Annotated in this window: 15 protein-coding genes; 3 read left to right on the top strand and 12 right to left on the bottom strand. The window is 72.2% G+C overall.

All coding sequences use genetic code 11. The features are described 5' to 3' along the window. Positions 1 to 2: 2 nt before the first annotated feature. The 3 genes from ACIBJC_RS18105 to ACIBJC_RS18095 all read right to left on the bottom strand — a co-directional run bounded on the left by ACIBJC_RS18105 (position 3) and on the right by ACIBJC_RS18095 (position 3568). A complete protein-coding gene (locus tag ACIBJC_RS18105) occupies positions 3 to 773 on the bottom strand; it encodes an enoyl-CoA hydratase/isomerase family protein (RefSeq protein WP_399293109.1) in 771 nt (256 codons plus the stop codon). Positions 774 to 860: 87 nt separating this feature from the next. Further along, positions 861 to 2123 carry an Ig-like domain-containing protein gene (locus ACIBJC_RS18100; protein WP_399293226.1) on the bottom strand — a complete coding sequence of 421 codons (1263 nt, stop codon included), beginning with the start codon at positions 2121 to 2123 and terminating at the stop codon, positions 861 to 863. Positions 2124 to 2335: 212 nt separating this feature from the next. Then, on the bottom strand, positions 2336 to 3568 hold the full coding sequence (locus ACIBJC_RS18095; RefSeq protein ID WP_399293107.1) for an Ig-like domain-containing protein: 1233 nt from the start codon (positions 3566 to 3568) through the stop codon (positions 2336 to 2338). Positions 3569 to 3796: 228 nt separating this feature from the next. Here ACIBJC_RS18095 and glgX point away from each other — a divergent pair, with 228 nt between their 5' ends. Continuing rightward, positions 3797 to 6046: a glycogen debranching protein GlgX gene (glgX, locus tag ACIBJC_RS18090; protein WP_399293224.1), complete on the top strand. Its 2250-nt coding sequence runs from the start codon at positions 3797 to 3799 to the stop codon at positions 6044 to 6046. A 68-nt stretch (positions 6047 to 6114) separates the two neighbouring features. Here the strand turns inward: glgX and ACIBJC_RS18085 are convergent, their stop codons facing one another. Genes ACIBJC_RS18085 through ACIBJC_RS18070 form a run of 4 tightly spaced genes read right to left on the bottom strand, consistent with a single transcriptional unit; the run spans position 6115 to position 9915 of the window. Continuing rightward, a complete protein-coding gene (locus ACIBJC_RS18085) occupies positions 6115 to 6780 on the bottom strand; it encodes a response regulator (protein WP_399293105.1) in 666 nt (221 codons plus the stop codon). Continuing rightward, entirely contained in the window at positions 6773 to 8101 is a 1329-nt protein-coding gene (locus ACIBJC_RS18080) for a sensor histidine kinase (RefSeq protein WP_399293103.1), read from the bottom strand. Before ACIBJC_RS18080 ends, ACIBJC_RS18085 begins: the two co-directional genes overlap by 8 nt. A 58-nt stretch (positions 8102 to 8159) precedes the next feature. Next, on the bottom strand, positions 8160 to 8966 hold the full coding sequence (locus ACIBJC_RS18075) for an ABC transporter permease (RefSeq protein ID WP_399293101.1): 807 nt from the start codon (positions 8964 to 8966) through the stop codon (positions 8160 to 8162). 4 nt (positions 8967 to 8970) lie between these two features. Then, positions 8971 to 9915: an ABC transporter ATP-binding protein gene (locus tag ACIBJC_RS18070; protein WP_399293099.1), complete on the bottom strand. Its 945-nt coding sequence runs from the start codon at positions 9913 to 9915 to the stop codon at positions 8971 to 8973. 152 nt (positions 9916 to 10067) lie between these two features. Here ACIBJC_RS18070 and ACIBJC_RS18065 point away from each other — a divergent pair, with 152 nt between their 5' ends. Together ACIBJC_RS18065 and ACIBJC_RS18060 are read left to right on the top strand one after the other, a co-directional pair. Beyond that, the gene (locus tag ACIBJC_RS18065) at positions 10068 to 11939 is read left to right on the top strand and encodes an ABC transporter ATP-binding protein (protein WP_399293097.1); all 1872 of its coding nucleotides are present in this window, start codon (positions 10068 to 10070) and stop codon (positions 11937 to 11939) included. After that, on the top strand, positions 11936 to 13855 hold the full coding sequence (locus ACIBJC_RS18060; RefSeq protein ID WP_399293095.1) for an ABC transporter ATP-binding protein: 1920 nt from the start codon (positions 11936 to 11938) through the stop codon (positions 13853 to 13855). Before ACIBJC_RS18065 ends, ACIBJC_RS18060 begins: the two co-directional genes overlap by 4 nt. Before the next feature lie 311 nt (positions 13856 to 14166). On the opposite strand, the gene ACIBJC_RS18055 is transcribed toward ACIBJC_RS18060, so the two are convergent. The 5 genes from ACIBJC_RS18055 to ACIBJC_RS18035 all read right to left on the bottom strand — a co-directional run bounded on the left by ACIBJC_RS18055 (position 14167) and on the right by ACIBJC_RS18035 (position 20551). Further along, positions 14167 to 14847, bottom strand: coding sequence for a response regulator (locus tag ACIBJC_RS18055; protein ID WP_399293092.1), 681 nt, complete (start codon positions 14845 to 14847; stop codon positions 14167 to 14169). Then, positions 14844 to 16085, bottom strand: coding sequence for a sensor histidine kinase (locus tag ACIBJC_RS18050; protein ID WP_399293090.1), 1242 nt, complete (start codon positions 16083 to 16085; stop codon positions 14844 to 14846). The genes ACIBJC_RS18055 and ACIBJC_RS18050 overlap by 4 nt, the downstream gene beginning before the upstream one ends. 28 nt (positions 16086 to 16113) lie before the next feature. Beyond that, positions 16114 to 16758: a DUF6518 family protein gene (locus tag ACIBJC_RS18045; protein ID WP_399293088.1), complete on the bottom strand. Its 645-nt coding sequence runs from the start codon at positions 16756 to 16758 to the stop codon at positions 16114 to 16116. Positions 16759 to 17318: 560 nt separating this feature from the next. After that, the gene (locus tag ACIBJC_RS18040; RefSeq protein ID WP_399293086.1) at positions 17319 to 17972 is read right to left on the bottom strand and encodes a hypothetical protein; all 654 of its coding nucleotides are present in this window, start codon (positions 17970 to 17972) and stop codon (positions 17319 to 17321) included. Beyond that, positions 17969 to 20551: a hypothetical protein gene (locus ACIBJC_RS18035; protein WP_399293084.1), complete on the bottom strand. Its 2583-nt coding sequence runs from the start codon at positions 20549 to 20551 to the stop codon at positions 17969 to 17971. Before ACIBJC_RS18035 ends, ACIBJC_RS18040 begins: the two co-directional genes overlap by 4 nt. Positions 20552 to 20741 lie beyond the last annotated feature (190 nt).

Below are 20741 nucleotides of genomic sequence, written 5' to 3'. Positions count from 1 at the left end.
TCTCAGAGGAACTTCGCCTTGCCCGGACCCTCCTCCACGAAGGAGCGCATCCCGCGCTCGCGGTCCTCGGTGGCGAACAGCCCCGCGAACCAGGTGCGTTCGACGGCGAGCCCGGTCTCCAGGTCCGTTTCGAGCCCCGTGTCGACCGACTCCTTCGCCGCGCGCAGCGCGAGCGCGGGCCCCTGCGCGAGCTTCGCCGCCCAGGCGTGCGCCTGCTCGTACACCTCGTCCGCCGGGACGACCCGGTCGACCAGACCGATCCTCAGCGCCTCGTCCGCCCGCACCTGACGGCCGGTGAAGATCAGGTCCTTGGCGCGGGACGGGCCGATCAGCCGCGCGAGCCGCTGGGTGCCGCCCGCGCCCGGGATCAGCCCGAGCAGGATCTCGGGCTGACCGAGCTTGGCGTTGTCCCCGGCGATCCGGTAGTCCGCGCAGAGCGCCAGCTCGCAGCCGCCGCCCAGCGCGTACCCGGTGACGGCCGCGACGACGGGCTTGGGAATCTTCGCCACGGCCGTGAACGACTCCTGGAGCGCCCGGGAGCGCACGACCATCGCCGCGTGGTCCATCTCCCGCATCTCCTTGATGTCGGCGCCGGCCGCGAAGACCTTCTCGCCGCCGTACAGGATCACGGAGCGCACGTCGTCCCGCGCGCCGGCCTCCGCGGCCAGCTCGCGCAGCCGGTCCTGGACGGAGACGTCGAGCGCGTTCATCGGGGGGCGGTCGAGCCGGATCGTACCGACGCCGCCGGAGACCTCAAGATTCACGGATGCCATGGCAAAAATGTTAACCGCCGCTAACGACAACGGGCCCGGCCGCGCACCGGGTGGGTGCGCGACCGGGCCCGCGGGACCCGGTGGGAGCTACTTGGTCCACTCCGACCAGGACATGTTCCAGCCGTTGAGGCCGTTGTCCGGGGCGATCTGCTTGTCCTTCGAGTTCTTCACGATCACCACGTCGCCGATGATCGAGGAGTTGTACATCCACGCCGACGGGGTGCCGTTGTTCCCGCCGCCCCGGATGTCCCGCAGACCGACGCAGCCGTGGCTGACGTTCGCCGAGCCGAAGGTGCCGGCGGACGCCCAGTAGTTGCCGTGCATGAAGGTGCCCGAGGTGGACAGGCGCATCGCGTGCGGCACGTCCTTGATGTCGTACTCGCCGCCGAAGCCGACGGTGGCGCCGTTCATCCGGGTCACCGCGTACTTCTCACTGATGACCATCTGACCGTTGTACGTGGTGGTCGACGGGGCGCCCGCGGTGATCGGGATGGTCTTGACCAGCTTGCCGTCCCGGACGACCTTCATCGTCTTGGCGCTCGCGTCGACGGTCGAGACCTGGCTGCGGCCGATGGTGAACGACACGGTCTTGGCCTGCTTGCCGTACACGCCGGGCCGGCCCTCGACGCCGTCCAGGTTGAGCTTCACGGTCACCTTCGTGCCCGGCGCCCAGTACTTCTCCGGGCGGAAGTCGAGCCGGTCGTTGCCGAACCAGTGGCCCTCGACGGGGACGGACGGCTCGGCCGTCACCGTGATGGCCTTCTTCACGGCCTCGGGCTCGGTGATGCCCCGGGTGAAGTTGATCGAGACCGGCATGCCGACGCCGACCGTCGAACCGTCCTCGGGCGTGTAGGTGCCGATGAAGGTGTTCTCCGGTACGAGCGTGGTGAACGTCGTGTCCTTCGCGGACGCGCGCCCGTCGGCGTCCTTGGCGATCGCGTGCACCTTGTACCTGGTCCCGGACGCCAGGTGCTGGCGCGGCTCCCACGCCGTACCGTCCGCCGAGAGCTTGCCCTTGACCGGACCGCCCTTGTCGTCCTGGACGGTGACGGTGGTCAGCTTGCCCTTGGCCGCGGTGACCTTGAGGGCGTCCATGGTCCCCACGGCCTTGGCGCCGTCCTTGGGTTCGATCGTCACGACCGCGACGGAGGCGGCGTTCCGCACCTCCGACGCGCCCTTGTCGCCGCTCCTGCCGTCGTCACCGGCCCCGGAGCCCCCGCCGCACGCCGTCACCACCAGGAGCAGGGCCCCCAGCAGCAGGGCGAGCAGCCCCGTACTCCCGCGTCCGCGACCGCTTCGGCGACCGCCTCCGGACGCGGTCGATGTGGCCGATATCGGCAGCCCGTTCACCATGGTTGTCTCCCCTCGCGCGGCCTGGCCCCGCCACGGCCCGCACCCCCGCGCGTCGAGTGCACGCGCATGACGAAAGATAATCACATGGCGAGCGCGACATAGCTCTCTCTTATGTCACCGTTCCGTCCCAACGGGCCGGGACGGCGCAGGTCATAGCGGTGGTACGGGGCGGGTCCCGCTGCGCGCGAGGGGGCGCGAGGGGGCTCGGTTCAGCGGAGCGCCGAGCCCGCCTTCCACTTGTTCCACTCCATGTTCCAGCCACCGAGGCCGTTGTCCGGGGCGACCGTACGGTCCGCTGAGTTGACCACCTCCACCACATCGCCGACCAGGGTCCGTTCGAAGAACCAGCCGGCCGGCGCGTCCGGGTCGCCGCCCTTGGTGTCGCGCAGCCCGATGCACCCGTGGCTGACGTTCTCAGAGCCGAACGTGCCCGCCGACTCCCAGTAGTTGCCGTGCAGGAACGTGCCCGTGGTGGTCAGCCGGATCGCGTGCGGCACGTCCTTGATGTCGTACTCGGCGCCGAACCCGACCGAACCACCGTTCATGCGCGTGACCTCGTGCAACTCCGTGACCACCATCTTCCCGTTGTACGTGGGGTTCTTGGCGTCGCCCGCGGTGATCGGCAGCGTCGACAGCGGCTCGCCGTCGCGCCGTACCTCCATGGTGCGCTCCTCGGCGTCGACCAGGGAGACCTGCGAGCGGCCCACCGTGAAGCCGAGGTTCTTGTGCTGCATGCCGAACACCCCGGGCGCCGCCTGGACGTCCCGCAGCCCCAGTTCGATCGTGACCTCGGTGCCCGGCTCCCAGTACTCCCGCGGGCGGAAGTCGATCCGCTCGTTGCCGAACCAGTGGCCCGCCACCTCCACCGGCGGGTCCGAGGTGACCTTGATGGCGCGCTGGACGGCGGCGCGGTCCTCGATCTTCCGGTTGAAGTCGAAGGAGATGATCATGCCGGTGCCGACGGTGGCGCGGTTCTCCGGCGAGAAGTAGGCGGTGAACCGGTCCGTGGGCACCGCCGTGGTGAAGGTGGTGTGGCGCGCCGAGCGGTGCCCCGCACCGTCCACGGCGACCGCGTCCACGCTGTACTTGGCCGCGAGCGCGACGACCGCGCCGCCGCGCGGGGTCCACGTACGGCCGTCCGCGGAGATCCGCCCCGGCAGTTCCGCCGGCCGCGCGTCCTCCACCTGGGTCACCTTCACCCGTTCGAGCCGCCCGTCCGGGATCGTCACCTCGATCCGGTCCGTCCGCGCGACCCCTTTCGTACCGTCCTCCGGGGTGACGGTGATGGTGTCGGCGGGGGTGCCCGCCTTGCTCTCCAGAAGGGCGGCGGGGCCGCCGGCGCACCCGGTCAGGCCCGCCAATCCGGTCAGTGCGGCGATCAGTCCCGCCCAGGTCAGGAAGACCGCCCCGCGGGTCCCTGCCCGCTTCGTCACGTTTCTCATGACCGCCCAACGACCACCCCCCTCCGGGGGAAACGTGAGGGCGGGGCCTCTTGGGGGCAGAACAGGAGGAGGACCACGCGAGGAGCAGCCCACGGCCGGGACGCCGTGCGCGCCGGGGAGCGGGGCCCATGAGCCGCGGGAGGCCGGTCAGTGGCGAGCGCAGCCGAGCAGGAGACAGTCCACCAGGAACGCGCCACGGAACACGTCGTGCAGCACGCCACGGGGCATATCACGGAACACGCCACGGAGGGGGACGAGCCGCCCGGCGCCCCCGCGCCCGTCGTCAGGCCGGGCGCGCCGACCCCCCTCGGGGCCCGCTACCGGGTCGCTCCCGACGGGGTGGCGGGCACCAACTTCGCGCTGTGGGCGGGCGGCGCGGAGGGGGTCGAGGTCTGTCTCTACGACGACCGGGGCACCGAGAGCCGGCTGCCGCTGACCGAGCTGACCCATGAGATCTGGCACGGCTTCGTGCCCGGCGTACGCCCCGGGCAGCGGTACGGATTCCGGGTCCACGGCCGCTGGGACCCCTGGACGGGGGCCCGCTGGAACCCGGCGAAACTGCTGCTCGACCCGTACGCGCGCGCCGTCGACGGGGAGTTCGCGCTGCCCCCCGAGGTCTACGGGCATGTACGGGACTGGCCGCAGCCCCAGGTCGCCGACACCGTGCGCGACGACCGCGACTCCGCCCCGTTCGTCCCCAAGGGGGTCGTCGTCCACGACGAGGCGCCCGACGACGGCTGGAGCGACGACCGGCGGCCCAAGACGCCCCTGGCCGACTCCGTCATCTACGAGCTGCACGTACGGGGCTTCACCAAGCTCCACCCGGGGATCCCGGAGAAGCTGCGCGGTACGTACGCGGGCCTCGCGCACCCGGCGGCGATCGGCCACCTCCGGCGCCTCGGGGTGACGGCGGTCGAGCTGCTCCCCGTCCACCAGTTCGCGCACGAGGACCACCTCCTGCGGCGCGGACAGCGCGACTACTGGGGCTACAACTCCGTCGGCTACTTCGCCCCGCACGCCGGGTACGCCGCCACCGGCACGCGCGGCCAGCAGGTCGAGGAGTTCAAGGAGATGGTGCGCGCGCTGCACGCGGCGGGGATAGAGGTCATCCTCGACGTGGTCTACAACCACACGGCGGAGGCCGGGGAGCGGGGTCCGACGCTCTCCCTGCGCGGCATCGACAACCGCGGCTACTACCGGCTGCCCGCCGACGCCCGCCGGTACACCGACTACACCGGCTGCGGGAACACCCTGCACGTGGTCCAGCCGCACGTGCTGCGGCTCATCACCGACTCGCTGCGCTACTGGGTGACGGAGATGGGTGTGGACGGCTTCCGCTTCGACCTGGCGGCGGCCCTGGCCCGCTCCATGCACGACGTCGACATGCTCTCGCCGTTCCTCGCGGTGATCGCCCAGGACCCGGTGCTGCGCCGGGTGAAGCTGATCGCCGAGCCGTGGGACGTGGGCAGCGGCGGCTACCAGGTCGGGGCGTTCCCGCCGCTGTGGACGGAGTGGAACGACCGCTACCGCGACGCCGTACGGGACTTCTGGCGCGGCGCCCTGCCCGACGTACGGGACCTCGGCTACCGGCTCTCCGGGTCGAGCGACCTGTACGCGTGGGGCGGGCGGCGGCCGTACGCCTCCGTCAACTTCATCACCGCGCACGACGGCTTCACGCTGCGCGACCTGGTGTCGTACGAGCGGAAGCACAACGAGGCGAACGGCGAGGGCAACCGGGACGGGACGGACGACAACCGGTCCTGGAACTGCGGCGCCGAGGGCCCGAGCGACGACCCCGCGGTCAACGCCCTGCGCTGGCGCCAGCTCCGGAACCTGCTGACCACGCTGCTGGTGTCGACGGGCGTGCCGATGCTGGTCGCGGGCGACGAGATGGGCCGTACGCAGGGCGGCAACAACAACGCGTACTGCCAGGACAACGAGGTGAGCTGGGTCGACTGGTCTCTTCTCGACGAGGAGTACGCCGACGGCGCCGACGCCCGGGACAGGGCGGACGGCACGGAGAACGGGCCGCTGGAGCTGCACCGGCTGACCGTCCGGCTCCTCGCCCTGCGCCGCGCCCACCCCGTACTGCGCCGCCGCGCCTTCTTCTCCGGCCGCCGCCAGGCCCCGGACGGACTGCGGGACCTGGCGTGGTTCACCCCGCACGGCGCGGAGATGACGGAGGCGGACTGGTACGCCCCGGCCTCCTCGCTCGGGCTCTTCCTCTCCGGGCGCGACATCCCGGGGCGGGACGCGCGCGGCGAGAAGATCACGGACGACAGCTTCCTGACGGTCCTGCACGCGGGCCCCCGGCCGGTGGAGTTCACGCTGCCAGGGCCGCCGTGGGCGGGCGCGTACGAACTGGTGGTGGACACGGCGCGCACGGACCAGCGGGAGGCGCCGGGGACGGCGCACAAGGGGGGTGCGGTGGTACGGGTCCCGGCGCGGGCGGCGCTGCTGTTCCGGGTGGTCGCGTGACGGGCACGTCAGGGACGGGGCGGGGCACGTCAGCACGGTGCGGGTCAGGGCGGTGCGGTGCGGTGCGGTCAGCCGAGGATGCCCCGGTCGTAGCCGGCCGCGACCGCCGCCGCGCGGTCCTTCACGCCCAGCTTGGCGTAGAGATGGGTGAGATGGGTCTTCACCGTGGCCTCGCTGATGAACAGTTCGACGGCGATCTCGCGGTTCGACGTGCCCCTGGCGACCCAGCCCAGCACCTCGCGCTCGCGCGCCGACAGGGGTTCGCCCCCGGCGGCCGGGGCCCGTACGTGGGAGACGAGGCGGGAGGCGACGGCGGGCGAGAGGACCGTACGGCCGTCGGCGGCGGCCCGTACCGCCGTGAACAGCTCCTCGCGGGGCGCGTCCTTGAGCAGATAGCCCGTCGCGCCCGCCTCGATCGCGGGGAGCGTGTCGGAGTCCGTGTCGTACGTGGTGAGGACGAGGACCCTGGCACGGGCGCCGCCGCGGGTGAGTTCGGCGATCGCGTCGACCCCGCCGCCGCCCGGCATCCGCAGGTCCATCAGGACGACGTCGGGGTCGAGACGGACGGCGAGCGCGACGCCCTCGACTCCGTTCGCGGCCTCGCCGAGCACCCGGAAGCCGGGCGCGGACTCGAACATGCCGCGCAGACCGTCCCGTACGACCGGGTGGTCGTCGACGACGATCAGGGTGATGATCCTGTCCGGTGTGCCGGTCCCGCCGGTCCTGTCAGCCATGGCGCACCAACGGTACGCGAGCCGAGACCGCCGTCCCCTCCCCCGCCGCCGACTCGACGGTGACGGTGCCCGCGAGGCGTTCCGCCCTGGCGCGCATCCCGGCCAGACCGAAGCCGCCCGTACCGGAGCGCGGGGGCGTCGCGAGCGCGTCGAAGCCGCGGCCGTCGTCCCGTATGTCGAGGCTGATCTCGTCGCCCATGTAGGAGAGCGTGACGCCCACGCGGCGCGCCTGCGCGTGCCGGGCGGTGTTGGCCAGGGCTTCCTGGGCGATACGGAGCAGGGTCGCCGCGACCTCGTCGTGCAGCGGCTCCACCGTACCCGTGACGGTGAACCCGGCCCGCAGCCCGGAGCGTTCGGCCCAGGTGGCGACCGTCTTCCTGAGCGCCTTGGGGAGCGTGTCGTGCTCCAGCTCGGCCGGGCCGAGGTTCTGTACGGATCTGCGCGCCTGGCCGAGGCTGTGCCGGGCGAGGTCGGCGGCCCGCTCCAGATGGAGGCGGGCGAGCGCGTGGTCGGGGGTGGTGGTGACCACCTGGAGCTGGGTGATGATCCCGGCCAGGCCCTGCGCGATGGTGTCGTGGATCTCGGCGGCGAGCCGGCGGCGCTCGTCGGCGACACCGGCTTCCCTGGCCTGGACGAGCAACTGGGCCTGGAGGGCGGCGTTCTCCGCGAGGGCCTGTTCCAGCCGGGCGTTGGTGCGCTCCAGCTCGGCGATGGTGGCGGCCTTCTCCCGTACGCTCTCGGCCTCACGGGTCGCGAGATGGCCGAAGATGAAGACAAGGGAGCAGTGCAGCAGGAAGAGCGCCCCGAGGACGAACGCCTGGAGCGGGGACGTCGGCGGCAGCCCGCCCGACTGCGAGCCCGCCATGGTGACGGCGGTGACGAACATGCCGGTGCGGGCGTACCGCCGGGGCAGCAGCCGGTCGACGTCGAAATAGCCGAGGATGGCGTAGATCGAGTAGAAGGGGTGCAGCCAGGTGAGCGCGAACGCGAGGGCCGTACGGGCCACGTAGTACGCCCGGGACGGCCGGGACCGCGCGGGCACCCGGCCACGGGTCCGGTGCCACCACAGTTGGAGCGCGAAGGCCGCGAGCAGCAGCGCGGCGCTGGGGACGGGCGCGCGGTGGCTGTCGACGAGGGCCGAGATGCCGGTGGAGAGGGCGAGCGTGGCGTACGGGCCCCAGCGGAAGAACTGCTCCCAGCGCTCCTCCACGGAGACGGACGCAGGCGCGGACCCGGGCGCGGACGCGGACCCGGGCGCGGACGCGGTGGTCGGGGTCGTCGCGGTGGGCGCGGTGGTCGCGGTGGTCGGGGTGCCGGGCATCCCCCCAGTGTGCCCGCGCGCCGCCGCGGTGGCCGCTCTCACCTGGAGACCCCGCCGTTCACTCCCACCGGAACCAGCGGGCCGCCCCGGCCGTCAGCACGAGGGCCCACAGCGCCGTCACCCCGAGATGGCCCCAGCCCGGCCAGTCGCCGCGCATCGCCTGGTCGAGCGCCTGGGAAGCGGCGCCGAAGGGGGTGAGTTCGACGAGGTGGCGCAGGGTGCCCGGCATGGTCTGCACGGGCATCCAGACCCCCGCCGTGAACATCGCGGGGAAGAAGGCGGCGGAGCCGACGGCCCCGGCGATCTTCTGCGTACGGGAGACCGCCGACACCACCGCGCCCAGCGCGAGGGCGCTCACCGTGGCGAGGACCAGGGCCACCGCGTAACCGGCGAGCTGGCCCGGCGGCTTGACACCGAAGGCGGTTCTGCCCACGACGATCACCAGGACGGCGGAGCAGAGCGCCGCGGCCCCGTGCAGCACGATCTGGGCGCCGAGCAGGGAAGCGGGCCGTACGGGGGTCGCCGACATCCGGCGCAGGATGCCGCGTTCGCGGTAGCCGGTGAGGACGGGCGGCATGGCCTGGAGCCCGGACATGATCATGGCGAGCAGAACGCCGACAGGCACGTAGAGGTCGATGACGCGTCGGCCGCCGAGCTCGTCCGAGGTCTCGCGGAAGGAGGGGATCAGCCCGAGGATCGTCGTCAGGACGGTCGGGAAGAGGACGACCCAGAAGAGGCTTCCGGGCTCGCGGAGGAAGAGCCGGGCCTCGGCCCTGACGACAGCGGCAGGGGCGGAACGGGACGGGGCCACGGGACCCGGGGCGGCGGGACGCGGGGCGGCGGGGTCGGTGGCAGGGGCGGGCATCGGCTCAGGCCTTCTTTCCGGCGGGGCTCGCGGGAGCGGGGGCGGTGGTGTCCGCCGTCCGCGTGAGGTCGAGGAACGCGTCGTCCAGGGTCGCCTCGGTGACCCGGAGCTGGTGCGCGGTGACGCGGTGCCGGGCGAGCAGGGTGATCACGGCGTTGACGGTGTCGTCCGTCCCGTTGATCACCACGCGGTCGCCCCGTGTGTCGACGGAGACCGCCTGCGGCAGCGCGGCCAGTTCGGTGTCGTCGAGCGGCGCGGAGGGGGTGAAGGAGATGACGGTGGCGGCGGCCGAGCGGCCGATCAGCCCGGACGGGGTGTCGAGCGCGGCGATCCGGCCGTGGTCGATCACGGCGATACGGTCGCAGAGACGCTGGGCCTCCTCCATGAAATGGGTGACCAGCAGCACGGTCACGCCGGAGTCCCGTACCTCCTCGATCAGGCTCCAGGTGTCGCGGCGGGCACGCGGGTCGAGTCCGGTGGTCAGCTCGTCGAGGACGACTACGCGCGGGTTGCCGATCAGCGCGAGCGCGATGAACAGCCGCTGCTTCTGGCCGCCGGAGAGCTTCGCGAACCGGGCCGTCAGCCGGGCGGTGAGGCCGAGCCGTTCGGCCAGGGGCCGCCAGTCGGCCGGCTCCGGGTAGAAGGCCGCGTACAGTTCCAGGGCCTCCCGTACGGTCAGTTTGGCCTGGAGCTCGCTCTCCTGGAGCTGTGCGCCGAGGATCCGGGTCACGCGGTCGTGGTCGGTGACCGGGTCGAGCCCGGCGACCCGCACCGTACCGGCGTCCGGGACCCGAAGGCCCTCGACGCATTCGACGGTGGTCGTCTTGCCGGCGCCGTTGGGTCCGAGGATCCCGAAGATCTCCCCCTCGTCCACGGTGAAGGAGACGCCGTCCACCACCGTTCGGCCGCCGTACGCCTTGCGCAGGCCGTTCACTTCGATGATCGCCATGCGTACGAGGGTTCCGTGCGACGGGGACGGGCGACATCGGCCATCGCGCTCGACTCGCCATCATCCGATCAGTTGATGCGCTGGTACGACTGGACGAGAGTGGCAGGAAAACCACATGAGCGTTGTCAGTGGCGGACCGTAGGCTCGCTCTGATGACCGAGACAGACGCACCCGCCACGGACCGGCCCGGGGAACGCCCCGGGGAGCGGTCCTCCTCCGTCCGTTCGCTGCTGCGGCTGTGGCCGTACGTACGACCGGTGCGCAGGCGTCTCGCCATGGCGGCGGTCGTCGCGATAGTGGCCTCGTGCCTGGGGCTGGTGATGCCGCTCGTCCTGAAGTGGATGGTGGACGGCCCGGTGAAGGACCGGGACCCCGGCGGCGTCTGGCTCGGCGCGCTGGCGCTGCTGGCGCTGGGGGTCGCTGAGGCGCTGCTGTTCGGGATGCGGCGGTGGCTGGTGGCCCGGCCGCTGGCGGGGGTCGAGGCGGCGATGCGCGCCGATCTCTACCGCCATCTGCAGCGGCTGCCGGTGGCCTTCCACGACCGGTGGCCCTCGGGCCAGTTGCTGTCGCGCGGCACGACGGACCTGATGCTGCTCCGGATGTTCCTGGCGTTCCCGCTGACCTTCCTGCTGGTCAACGCGACGACGATCCTGGTCGGTTTTGTGATTCTGCTGCTCCAGGACTGGTCGCTGGGGCTGGTGCTGCTGATCCCCGTCGTCCCGCTGGTGATCGTCTGTTCGCTCTTCGAGACGCGGTACTCACTGGTCGCGCGGAAGGCGCAGGACCAGGTCGGTGATCTGACGACGGTGGTCGAGGAGAGCGTGCTCGGCATCCGGATCATCAAGGGGTTCGGCCGCCACCGCAGCCAGGCGCTGGCCTTCCGTGAGCTGGCGCGGCGGCTGCGCACGACGGAGCTGGGCAAGGCGCGGCTGCTGGCCGGCATCTGGGCCGTGATCATGACCGTTCCCGAGCTGGCCATCGGCGCTGCGCTGGTGCTGGGCACGATCCAGGTGGCGGACGGCGGGCTCTCGGCGGGCACGCTGGTGGCGTTCCTGTCGACGGCGCTGGCGCTGCGCTGGCCGGTGGAGTCGATCGGGTTCCTGCTGGCGATGAGCCAGGAGTCGGCGACGGCGACCGACCGGTACTTCGAGGTGATGGACGTACGGGAGGAAGCGGAGGCGCAGGAAGCGGAGGCTCAGGAAGCTGAGGCGCAGGGGTCGGCGACCGGGGTCCTCGCGGCGCACCCGGGCGGCGCCGGGGGCGGGCTGCGCTTCGAGGGGGTCTCGTTCCGCTACCCCGACGCCGCCGCCGACTCCGTGCCCGTCCTGGACCGGATCGATCTGCACATCAGATCCGGCGAGACGATGGCGCTGGTCGGCGCCACGGGGTCGGGCAAGACGACGCTGACCGCGCTCGTACCCCGGCTGCACGAGGCGACGGCGGGGCGGATCACCCTGGACGGGCAGGACATCACGGAGCTGCCCAGGTGGCGGCTGCGGGTGCTGGTGTCCGTGGCCTTCGAGGAGCCCACGCTCTTCTCGGCCACCGTCGGGGAGAACGTGCTGATGGGCGCGGCGGGCGCCGGGCCGGACGCGCTGCCGCGCGCGCTGGACGTGGCGCAGGCGGACTTCGTCGAGGGGCTGCCCCACGGGGTACAGACCGAGGTGGGCGAGCAGGGCCACAGCCTCTCCGGCGGCCAGCGCCAACGGCTCGCGCTGGCCAGGGCGGTGGCCGGCCGGCCGCGCTTCCTCGTACTGGACGACCCGCTCTCCGCACTGGACGTGCACACGGAGGCACGGGTGGAGGCGGCGCTGCGGCGGGTCCTGCGGGAGACGACGGCGCTGGTCGTGGCGCACCGGCCGTCGACGGTGCTGCTCGCCGACCGGGTGGCGCTGATCTCCGGGGGCCGGATCGCCGCCGTGGGGACGCATCAGGAGCTGCTGCGGAGCAGCGCGGAGTACGCGTGGCTGATGTCGGGGGCCTCGGAGCCCGCCTCGGAGCCCGTTGAGGAGAGTGTCCGATGACGACGTCGACCACGACGGACGCGCACGGCCCGGAGCCGGATCCGGTCGAGGTGCCCCCTCAGTCGCCCTCGCCCTCGCCCTCGCCGTCGGGGCCCGCGCCCGGTCCGGGGGCCGGCCCGGGCGCGGACGACCCCTTCGGGAAGGACGCGCTGCCCGCGCCCCCGGGCGCCACCGGCGCGCTGCTGCGGTCCCTGCTGCGCGCGCGGCGTACGCGGGTCGCGGTGGCCGCGCTGCTCCTGCTGCTCCAGCAGGCCGTGATGCAGGCCGGGCCGCTGATCGTCGCGTACGCCATCGACCGGGGCGTGCCCGCGTTCCGCGCCGGGGAGTACGGACCGCTGTACGCCGTCGGCGCGGGGTATCTGATCTGCTCGGTGGGGTCGGGCGTCCTGCAGTACGCGTTCATCCGGGCCTCCGCCCGGATCAACCAGGACGTGCTCCTCGATCTGCGCGGCCGTATCTTCCGCCACGCCCAGGCGCTGAGCGTCGACTTCCACGAGCGGTACACGTCGGGGCGGCTGATCTCCCGGTCGACCACGGACGTGGAGTCGCTGCGCGAGCTGCTGAGCGAGGGCCTTCAGGAACTCATCGCCGTGGTGCTGGCCTTCGTCTACATCTCGGCGTTGCTGCTCTACCTGGACGTGGGGCTCGGCGCGGTGGCCGTCGCGTCTTTCGTACCGCTCTATCTGCTGGTACGGCTCTACCAGCGGCGGGCGGCCCTGGCCTACTCCCGGCGCTCCACCGCGATCGCGGCCGTCATCGTGAAGTTCGCGGAGACGATGAACGGCATCAGGCCGGTGCAGGCGTTCCGGCGCGAGCGCGCCAACGACGCGGACTTCGGTGCGCTCAACCACCGTCACGAGCGCAGCAACGGTGACGCGATCCTGGAGATGGCCCGCTATGTGACGGGTTCCCGGCTGGTCGCGAACACGGCGGTCGCCGGGATCGTCCTCTGGGGCGCCTACCGGGTGGCGGACGGCACCCTGCCGCTCGGGGTGCTCGCGGCGGCGGCGCTGTATCTGCGGCGGCTGTACGACCCGATCGACCGGCTCGGGATGTTCCTGAACTCGTACCAGTCGGCCGCCGCCTCCATGGAGAAGATCGCGGGCCTGCTGGCCCAGACCCCGTCCGTGCCGGAGGCGGAGCGGCCGAGGGAACTGCCCGCGACGGAGGGCGGCTTCCCGGGCCGGGCGGCCGTCTTCGAGGGGGTGCGCTTCGCGTACCGCACGGGCGGCGAGGTCCTGCCCCACTTCGATCTGACCATCCCGGCGGGCCAGACGGTCGCGGTCGTCGGCTCGACGGGCGCGGGCAAGTCCACCCTGGCCAAGCTGCTGGCCCGGTTCTACGACCCGACGGAGGGCCGGATCCTGCTGGACGGCGTGGACCTGCGCGAGCTGGACACGCCCGAGCTGCGGCGCGGGGTGGTGATGGTGACGCAGGAGGCGTTCCTCTTCTCCGGCACGGTCGCGGAGAACATCGCCATCGGCCGCCCGGACGCCGGCCGCCCGGAGATCGAGGCGGCGGCGAAGGCGATCGGCGCGCACGACTTCATCAGCGGTCTGCCGGACGGCTACGACACGGATGTACGCAAGCGGGGCGGCCGGATCTCGGCGGGCCAGCGCCAGTTGGTCGCGTTCGCCCGCGCGCTGCTCGCGGACCCGGCGGTGCTGATCCTGGACGAGGCGACCAGCTCGCTGGACATCCCGGGCGAGCGGGCGGTGCAGCGCGCGATGGGCACGGTGCTGCACGGCCGTACGGCGGTGGTCATCGCCCACCGACTGTCGACGGTCGAGATCGCGGACCGGGTCCTGGTGATGGAGCACGGCCGCATCGTGGAGGACGGCGCCCCGGCCGACCTGATCGCGGGCACGGGCCGCTTCGCGGGCTTGCACCGCGCGTGGCGGGAGAGCCTGGCCTGAGCGCGCCCCGGTGCAGGTTCCGCGTCTTGATGGACAACGGACCCGTGAAATGGGCCATGGATGAGCAATTTCACGGTTCCGTGGTCACTCACCGCTCTCAGTAACCACGGTCCTCCGCATGGCGATCAAGGGTTCAGCCCCGCTGTCGGGAAGGGGCCCGCCGAGCGTACGGGCCGCCTCGTCCAGCTCCGCGTGTATGGCGGGACGTGCGCATCGGACGTCGTCCAGGATGCTCTCCATCCATTCGATCAACATCGTCCCTCCGTTGAGAAGGTCGGAAGGCCGGAAGTCAGCCGGGCCGGTTCGGGTCGTCAGACGAGGCCGTGCTCGTGGGCGAACACCACGATCTGCACCCGGTCGCGCAAGCCGAGCTTGCGCAGGATGGATCCGACGTGGGTCTTGACCGTCGACTCCCCGGCGAAGACGCTGCGTGCGATCTCGGCGTTGCTCAGTCCCTGGGCGACGGCGACGAAGACCTCCCGCTCCTTGTCCGTCAGGGCGCCGAAGGCGGCCGGTGCCGGGGTCGTGGCGCGGACCTGCTGTTCCATGAGGGTGATGAGGTCGGCGGGGGCGAGCACCGCGTGCCCCGCGTGCACGGTGCGAATGGCGTTGCAGAGCTGCTGCGGGGTGGCTTCCTTGAGGAGGAAACCGCTGGCGCCGTGGCGGATGGCGGTGGCGGCCCGGTCGTCGAGGTTGAACGTGGTCAGCACCACCACCCGGAGCGGGCGGATGAGGCCGGTGGTGGGGGAGGGCAGGAAGATCTGCCGGGTGGCCTCGACGCCGTCCATGCCCGGCATGCGGATGTCCATGAGGACCACGTCGGGCCGGCGCTCGTCGACGAGGCGGACCGCTTCGTGTCCGTCCGCGGCGGTGCCGACGACGGTCATGTCCGGCTGGGCCTGCACCATCACCTGCACGCCCTCGCGGAAGAGCCGCTGGTCGTCGACGAGCAGGACCCGGATGTCGCGGTTGGAGTCGTCGAGCCGGTTCATCGGGACTCCGTCCGTACCGGAATCCACGCCGTGACCTGAAATTCCTCGCCTTCGCCGCCGGTTCCCCGCTGGATGTCGAGCCTGCCGCCCACCAGGGCGAGGCGCTGCCGCATGCCGGTCAGCCCCAGCCCGGCGGACGCGACGGACTTCGACTCGGCGGCGATCGCGTTCCGCACCTGGATGCGCAGTTCGTGCTCCCCGGGCCGCTGCGGCCAGTGGCGGTCCAGACGGACCGGAACACTTCTGCGGCCGTGCTTGACGGCGTTGGTGAGCGATTCCTGCAGCACGCGCAGAACCACGTTCCGCACATCGGGCGCCAGGGGACGTTCGGTGCCGTGCTCGGTGTGGATGACTTCCTGGCCGCCCGCGCGCACCCCGGTCAGGATGTCGTCCAGGCGCCCCACCCGTCCGCCGTCGTCCGCCGGGGCGCCGGTCAGCACGTGCCGTACGTCCTGCAGGGAGCTACGGGCCGACGTCGCGATGTTCTGCATGATCCTCTTCATGCCGTCGCGTGCGTCCTCGTCGTCGGGAAGGTACTGGGCCGACTCGGCCTGCGCGAGGATCACCGCCAGCGAGTGGCCGACGACATCATGGACATCCCTGGCCAGGCGCGCCTGCTCCTCCTGGAGCGCGGCGATCTCCTGGGCCCGGGAGCGTTCGGCGTGCGCGCGTTCCGTGTCCGCCTCGGCGGCTTCCTGCGACCGCTTCGCGACTCGGGCGCGCTCCGCGAAGCGGACCGTCAGCCCGGCCAGCCAGGGCAGCCCCAGAAGCGTCACGGCGGTGACCAGCACGACGTAAGCCCAGTTCGCCCCGGATTGGCTGAGCCAGACGCTCAGCCCGTCGAGGGGCCCCGCGATCGGCAGCGGGCCACCCGCGGCGGCATGCAGCAGGACCAGACCAACGGCGAGGGGGACGGCCAGGCCGCTCAGCCACACGGTCGCCCGGTTCCCCCACCGGGCACAGCAGAAGAGCACGCTCGCCTCGCCGACCTGGACGAGCAGGAAAGGGACGGCGGCCAGCACCTGGGCCACGCTCACCAGCGCGGCCAGGGCGAGCGCCGCACCCGGTGCGCGCCGGCTCCCGCCGACCACCGTCGCGGCGCTCATGACCAGCAGGAGTTGTGGACCGTCGACCACGGACGAAGCATGCCAGGCCACCTCCAGAAGCCCCAGAACAAGAACAGCGAGGCCGACGGCCGCGTCCGGAACCCAGGCACGCCGGAACCAAGAGACGCTCACACCGTTTCTCCACTCGTGCCAGGGCCGGTCAGCCCAGGACCGTCCCCAGAAAACCTTGGTAGACGACCGCGTAGGCACACAGTGCCAGTAGCACGGTTGCCGCCAGCGTCAGCGCCCGCTCACGGTTGCCGCGTGCCATCGCCAGGGGCAGCGCCACCATGAGTGCCGCGCAAACCGAGGCCTGCGGCATGTAGTGCAGCACGAAGGCGTAGTGGGCGGCCTCCGCGCCGATCGCTCCGGCCACCGAGGCGCCCCCCACGATACGGCGCCGGATGCTGCCGCGCCGCCACCATGCCCCGGCGGCGCCGAACAGTGGTCCGGCCACGACCGCCATGACCAGCCACACCAGCCCGGTTGTCAGCGTGCCCATGCCGCCACGGCCGAATTCGGCGAACCCGTAGTAGCCGGTGACCAGCCCCACTTCCGCGACCAGCCCTCCGGCCACCGCTACCCGTACGCCCCGGTCCGCCAGCAGGGCGCCGGCGACGAAGGCGACCGCCGACCAGACCGCCCCCGAGTTGGCGATCTGGTTCCAGTTGCCCGGCAGCCAGCCCTGCGCCAGGTTCGTCATGACACCCAGCGCGAGTCCGGCGCCGAGACATCCCGCGACCGTTTTCAGCGCGGAACGGTCCGGCGAGAGCGGTGCGACCTCGCGCCTCTGCGTGGCGAACATGTAGGGGCCAGCCCTTCTGCAGCGATCGGCAATGACGGCCCGCCGCACGTCGGACACGGTGCGGCTGAGCAGGCTTCCACTGTCCCGATCCCTTGCCTGCGCCGCCTCCGCCTCAGGTACGCGGAATCGGCACCTGAGGCGGAGGAGGTGAGGGGACGAGTCTGCCAGGTGGCGGCTGTAGTGGATCTCGCCGTTGTCCCGGGGCTCGCCAGCGGACGCAGCGGCCGTCGATTTCCGGGAGCGCCACGAGCAGGCCCGCCGGCGCCAGGCCGTCATCGCCGCGAACGCCGAACTCCAGGAGCGCGAGCTGATCAAACTCGCCTCCCTGTCCGCGGCGCTCGCCGAAGCGCTCCGCCACCGCGGCGTCACGGACCCGGCCGCGAGCCCGCGGCCGAGGCGGGCACCGCCGTCTTCAAGATCGCGTTCGGGCGCTGGACCGAGGGCCCCGGCCACGAGGACCTGTCGGAGCTCGTCCGGGACTCGCCGACCGAACTGAAGGCCGCCACCGCGGGCGACCGGCCGCACTGACCCCGCCGGGACCGCGATCCCCCTGCGGGGCCTCAGTGCCCGGGCCCGGCCCCGGTGTCCGCCTCCGCGGCCAGTTCCCGTACCTCGGCCGGCACTCCCCCGTCGTGCGCCAGCCGGGTCAGGGCCTCGTGGCTGCCCGGTAGTTCGGGGGTGAGGCGGAGCAGCCATACGGCCTGTTCGGCAGCGATGCCCCGGTGCGCGTACCGTTCCGCGAGGTCGGTCGCCCAGGGGGTGAGCGCCGTGGTGTCGTCGACCATCAGGCCGCACCAGCGCAGTACCTCCTGCGCGATCCAGGCGGAGATACGGCGGGTCCAGCGCGCCGTGAAGTCGGTGGTGTCCAGGCCCGCCCGCGCGCACCGCGCCTCGGCCTCGGCCATGCGCTCCCGGGTCACGTCGCGCGCGTACGGCATGAGGGCCCGCAGCACGGTCCTGGCCTCGACCCAGTCGGGCAGGGCCTCCCCCTCGCCGAGGTCCTTCGCGCGGACCTCGGGGGGCGGCTCCGGCGCGGCGAGGGGGGCCGCCGGGAGGCAGGCCTCCAGTACGGCGCGGGCGAGCGCGAGGTTCTCGGGGCTCTCCGCGGTCTGAGGCGGCCAGCCGAAACCGGTGTCCCAGGAGTACGGGAGGGCCCGTACCGCCTCGGGGAGCAGCGGCGTCCCGGCGTGCCCGCCGTCGTCCGTCGTCGTCACGACACCCCCAGGTATTCCATCGCGCTCTTGGGATCCTTCATCTTGCCCGAGTCGCGCGCGGCCTGCTTCTCCGCCGCGCTCTTCCCGTTCCAGGCGGCGTCCAGGTCCTTGAGCTGCTTGGGGGTGAGGTCCTGGCCGGCGATCCTGGCCCCGAGGCCGTTGTCCGCGATGGTCTGCGCGGGGGTGCCCTCAGGGATCGCGCCGGTCTTCTTGTCCTTCTGGAAGCCGTCGAAGATCTTGTCCCAGTCCTTCTGGGTCTGGATCTCGTAGCGCGCCGCCCTGGGCGGGTTCGCCCCGTCCTCCTTGGCCCACTTGCCGAGTTTCTCCGCCTGGGCGCGCAGGGACGCCTGTGTGGTGGCGTTGGCGGTGTTCTTGACCTCCGAGACGTGGATGCTGCCGTCCTTGCCCTTGTAGACGACATCGGCGTCGTCGATGCCCTTGAGGTCGACGGTGGTGCCGTCCCCGAGGTCCACCGACTGGCGGCCCTTCTTCTCGCCGACGGCCGCGTACACCTTGGTGCCGGGCGCGGCCTCCAGGTCGGCGGCGCGCTTGGCGGCGCGGACCTCGGCCATGGCCTCGGCGAGCTGGTGGCGGTCGTTGGCCTTCAGGACGGTCGCGCCCAGGGAGCCGCGGCTCTGGTTGTCGATGCCCTTGGTGTCGAGCATGTCGGAGAGGTCGTCCAGCGCGGCGGCCAGCTCGTCCTTGCCGAACTCGCCGCGGCTGAGGTCCGGGTTGTCCTTGGCCTTCGCGGAGAGCTTGTCGACCGCGCCCTCGTTGAGGTTGTAGCGGTCCTCCTTGGGCGTCTTCTGCTTGTTCTTGGCGTCCTGGATGGTCTGCTTCGCCCGGTCGGCCGCGTCGCCGAGTTCGGCGCCGTCGGCGGCCCGGTCCGCGTCGTCGGCCTCCTTCTGCGCGTCGCGCGCGTCGTCGGCCTCCCCTCCCTCGCACCGCTTCGTGCCGCCGCCCTCCGCGAGGACGATCAGCGGTACGGAGGCACGGGCCGAGGCGAGGACCCCGGTGCCGGTGCCGGCCACACCGGCCGGGCCGCCGTCACCGCCGTCGTACGAGCCACCGCCGTACGGTACGAGCCGGGCGCCGCCCAGCGCGATGCTGCAACTGCCCTTCTCCTCGACCTTCTCGGCCGCCTCGTCGGCATGCCGCTGCGCCTCGTCGGCCGCCTCGCGCGCGGCCTTGGAGTCGCCGAGGCCCGCCGCCTTCCGTGCCTTGTTCGCGGCGCCCTTGGCCTTCTCGGCGCCGTCCGCGATGGCCTGGGCGATCTTGCCCAGCTTGCCGAGTTTGCTGGTCTTCCCGGCGACCTTGGCGGCGTTGTAGCCGGGGATGAAGAGCGAACCGATGTTCCAGGCGACGTTGGTGACGGCCTGGGTCTTCTCGCCCCGGTTCCAGGTCTCGCGGACGTCGTCCCCGATGAACATGTCGTCCAGGACCTGGCCGCCGGTCTTGAGCGAGGCACCGGTCCAGTCGCCCAGCGCCCCGAGGTAGTCGCCGTCGCCCCACTTGTCGGAGGCGTCCTTCGAGTCGTCCGACCACTTGTCGCCGAGCGACTTGCCGTAGTCGAGGAGGCCGTTGAAGGTGTCGACCGGGTGGATGACCGTGTTGAACATGCCGGAGAGGTCGCCCCCGATCCCGTCGACGAACAGGCCCTCACCGACCTGCCCCGCCTTGTCCCAGGTGCAGCCCCAGAAGCCGGAGCAGTCGGCCTTCTTGTCGTCGCCGCCACCGCCCTCGTCGCCCTTGCGCTCCTCGCCGGGGGCGAAGATGGGCTCGTACGGGTCGGTGGGGTCGCCCGCCTCGTCGCCGGATCCACCGGGGGCGTCGGCCGTACCGCCGGAGCTGTCGGCTCCGCCTGTGCCACCCGTACCGCCGGTACCACCCGTACCGCCGGTGGCTCCGCCCGTCGTACCGCCGCTGGAGGTGCCGCCGTCCGCCGTACCGCCGGACTGGTTCCCCTGGTTTCCCTCGCCGTCCCGCGCCTCGATCGCGTCGTCCCCGCCGCCCTCCGCGGCGCAGGACATGTCGAACACCGAGCAGATACGGGCCTGGACGCCGCCGCCGATCTGCGCGGCCCCGAGCACGAGCCCCCCGATGATCGCCACGACGACGAGGACGAGACCGAGGTACTCCATCGCGGTCTGCCCGCGGTCGCGCCGCCACGTGATCATGTGGGAGAAGGAGAACGGCGGGCTCCCGGCCCGCTCGTACTCCGCCAGCGCGAACCACTCGCGGCTCCGCACCCGGCTCAGCAGCACCAGGATCACCACGGGCAGCAGAAGTTGGGTGAAGCCCTGGCCGGAGCCGTCACCGATGGTGGACAGACCGCCGAGGATCAGCCACACCTGGACGGCGACCAGCCCCCACCAGACCCGGACCCCACCGGTCGGCGCCTGCCGCACCAGCATCCAGCCGGCCACGCCGGGCAGGGCCGCGTACGCCACCACCCCGATCAGTCTGCCGTCCACCGCGCCGACCATGACGGCGGTCAGGAAGATCCCGAGACCGCCGAGAAGCGTCGCGCCGAACAGGAAGTAGACCAGCAGGCGAGCCACCACGAGCTGCCTGGGCATGGATTGTGGAACCGCACCGTAGAAAGACATGTCAGACCTCAAACTGCCCCGGTGAAAGGGCCGTTCATGGTGGCGCACCTCGCCCCACCCCCCGTTCGGGCGACAGTACGGGTAGTGACCGGAACACGTCATGGGCCCCAGGACCCAATCCCGGGCCCAATCCACCGGATCGGGACAACCAGATCCGGAC

This window comes from Streptomyces sp. NPDC050509, from assembly GCF_044457965.1.
GTDB lineage: Bacteria > Actinomycetota > Actinomycetes > Streptomycetales > Streptomycetaceae > Streptomyces.
The sequence above is the reverse complement of the archived record's forward strand: the minus strand, read 5'-3'. Positions and strand labels throughout refer to the sequence as shown.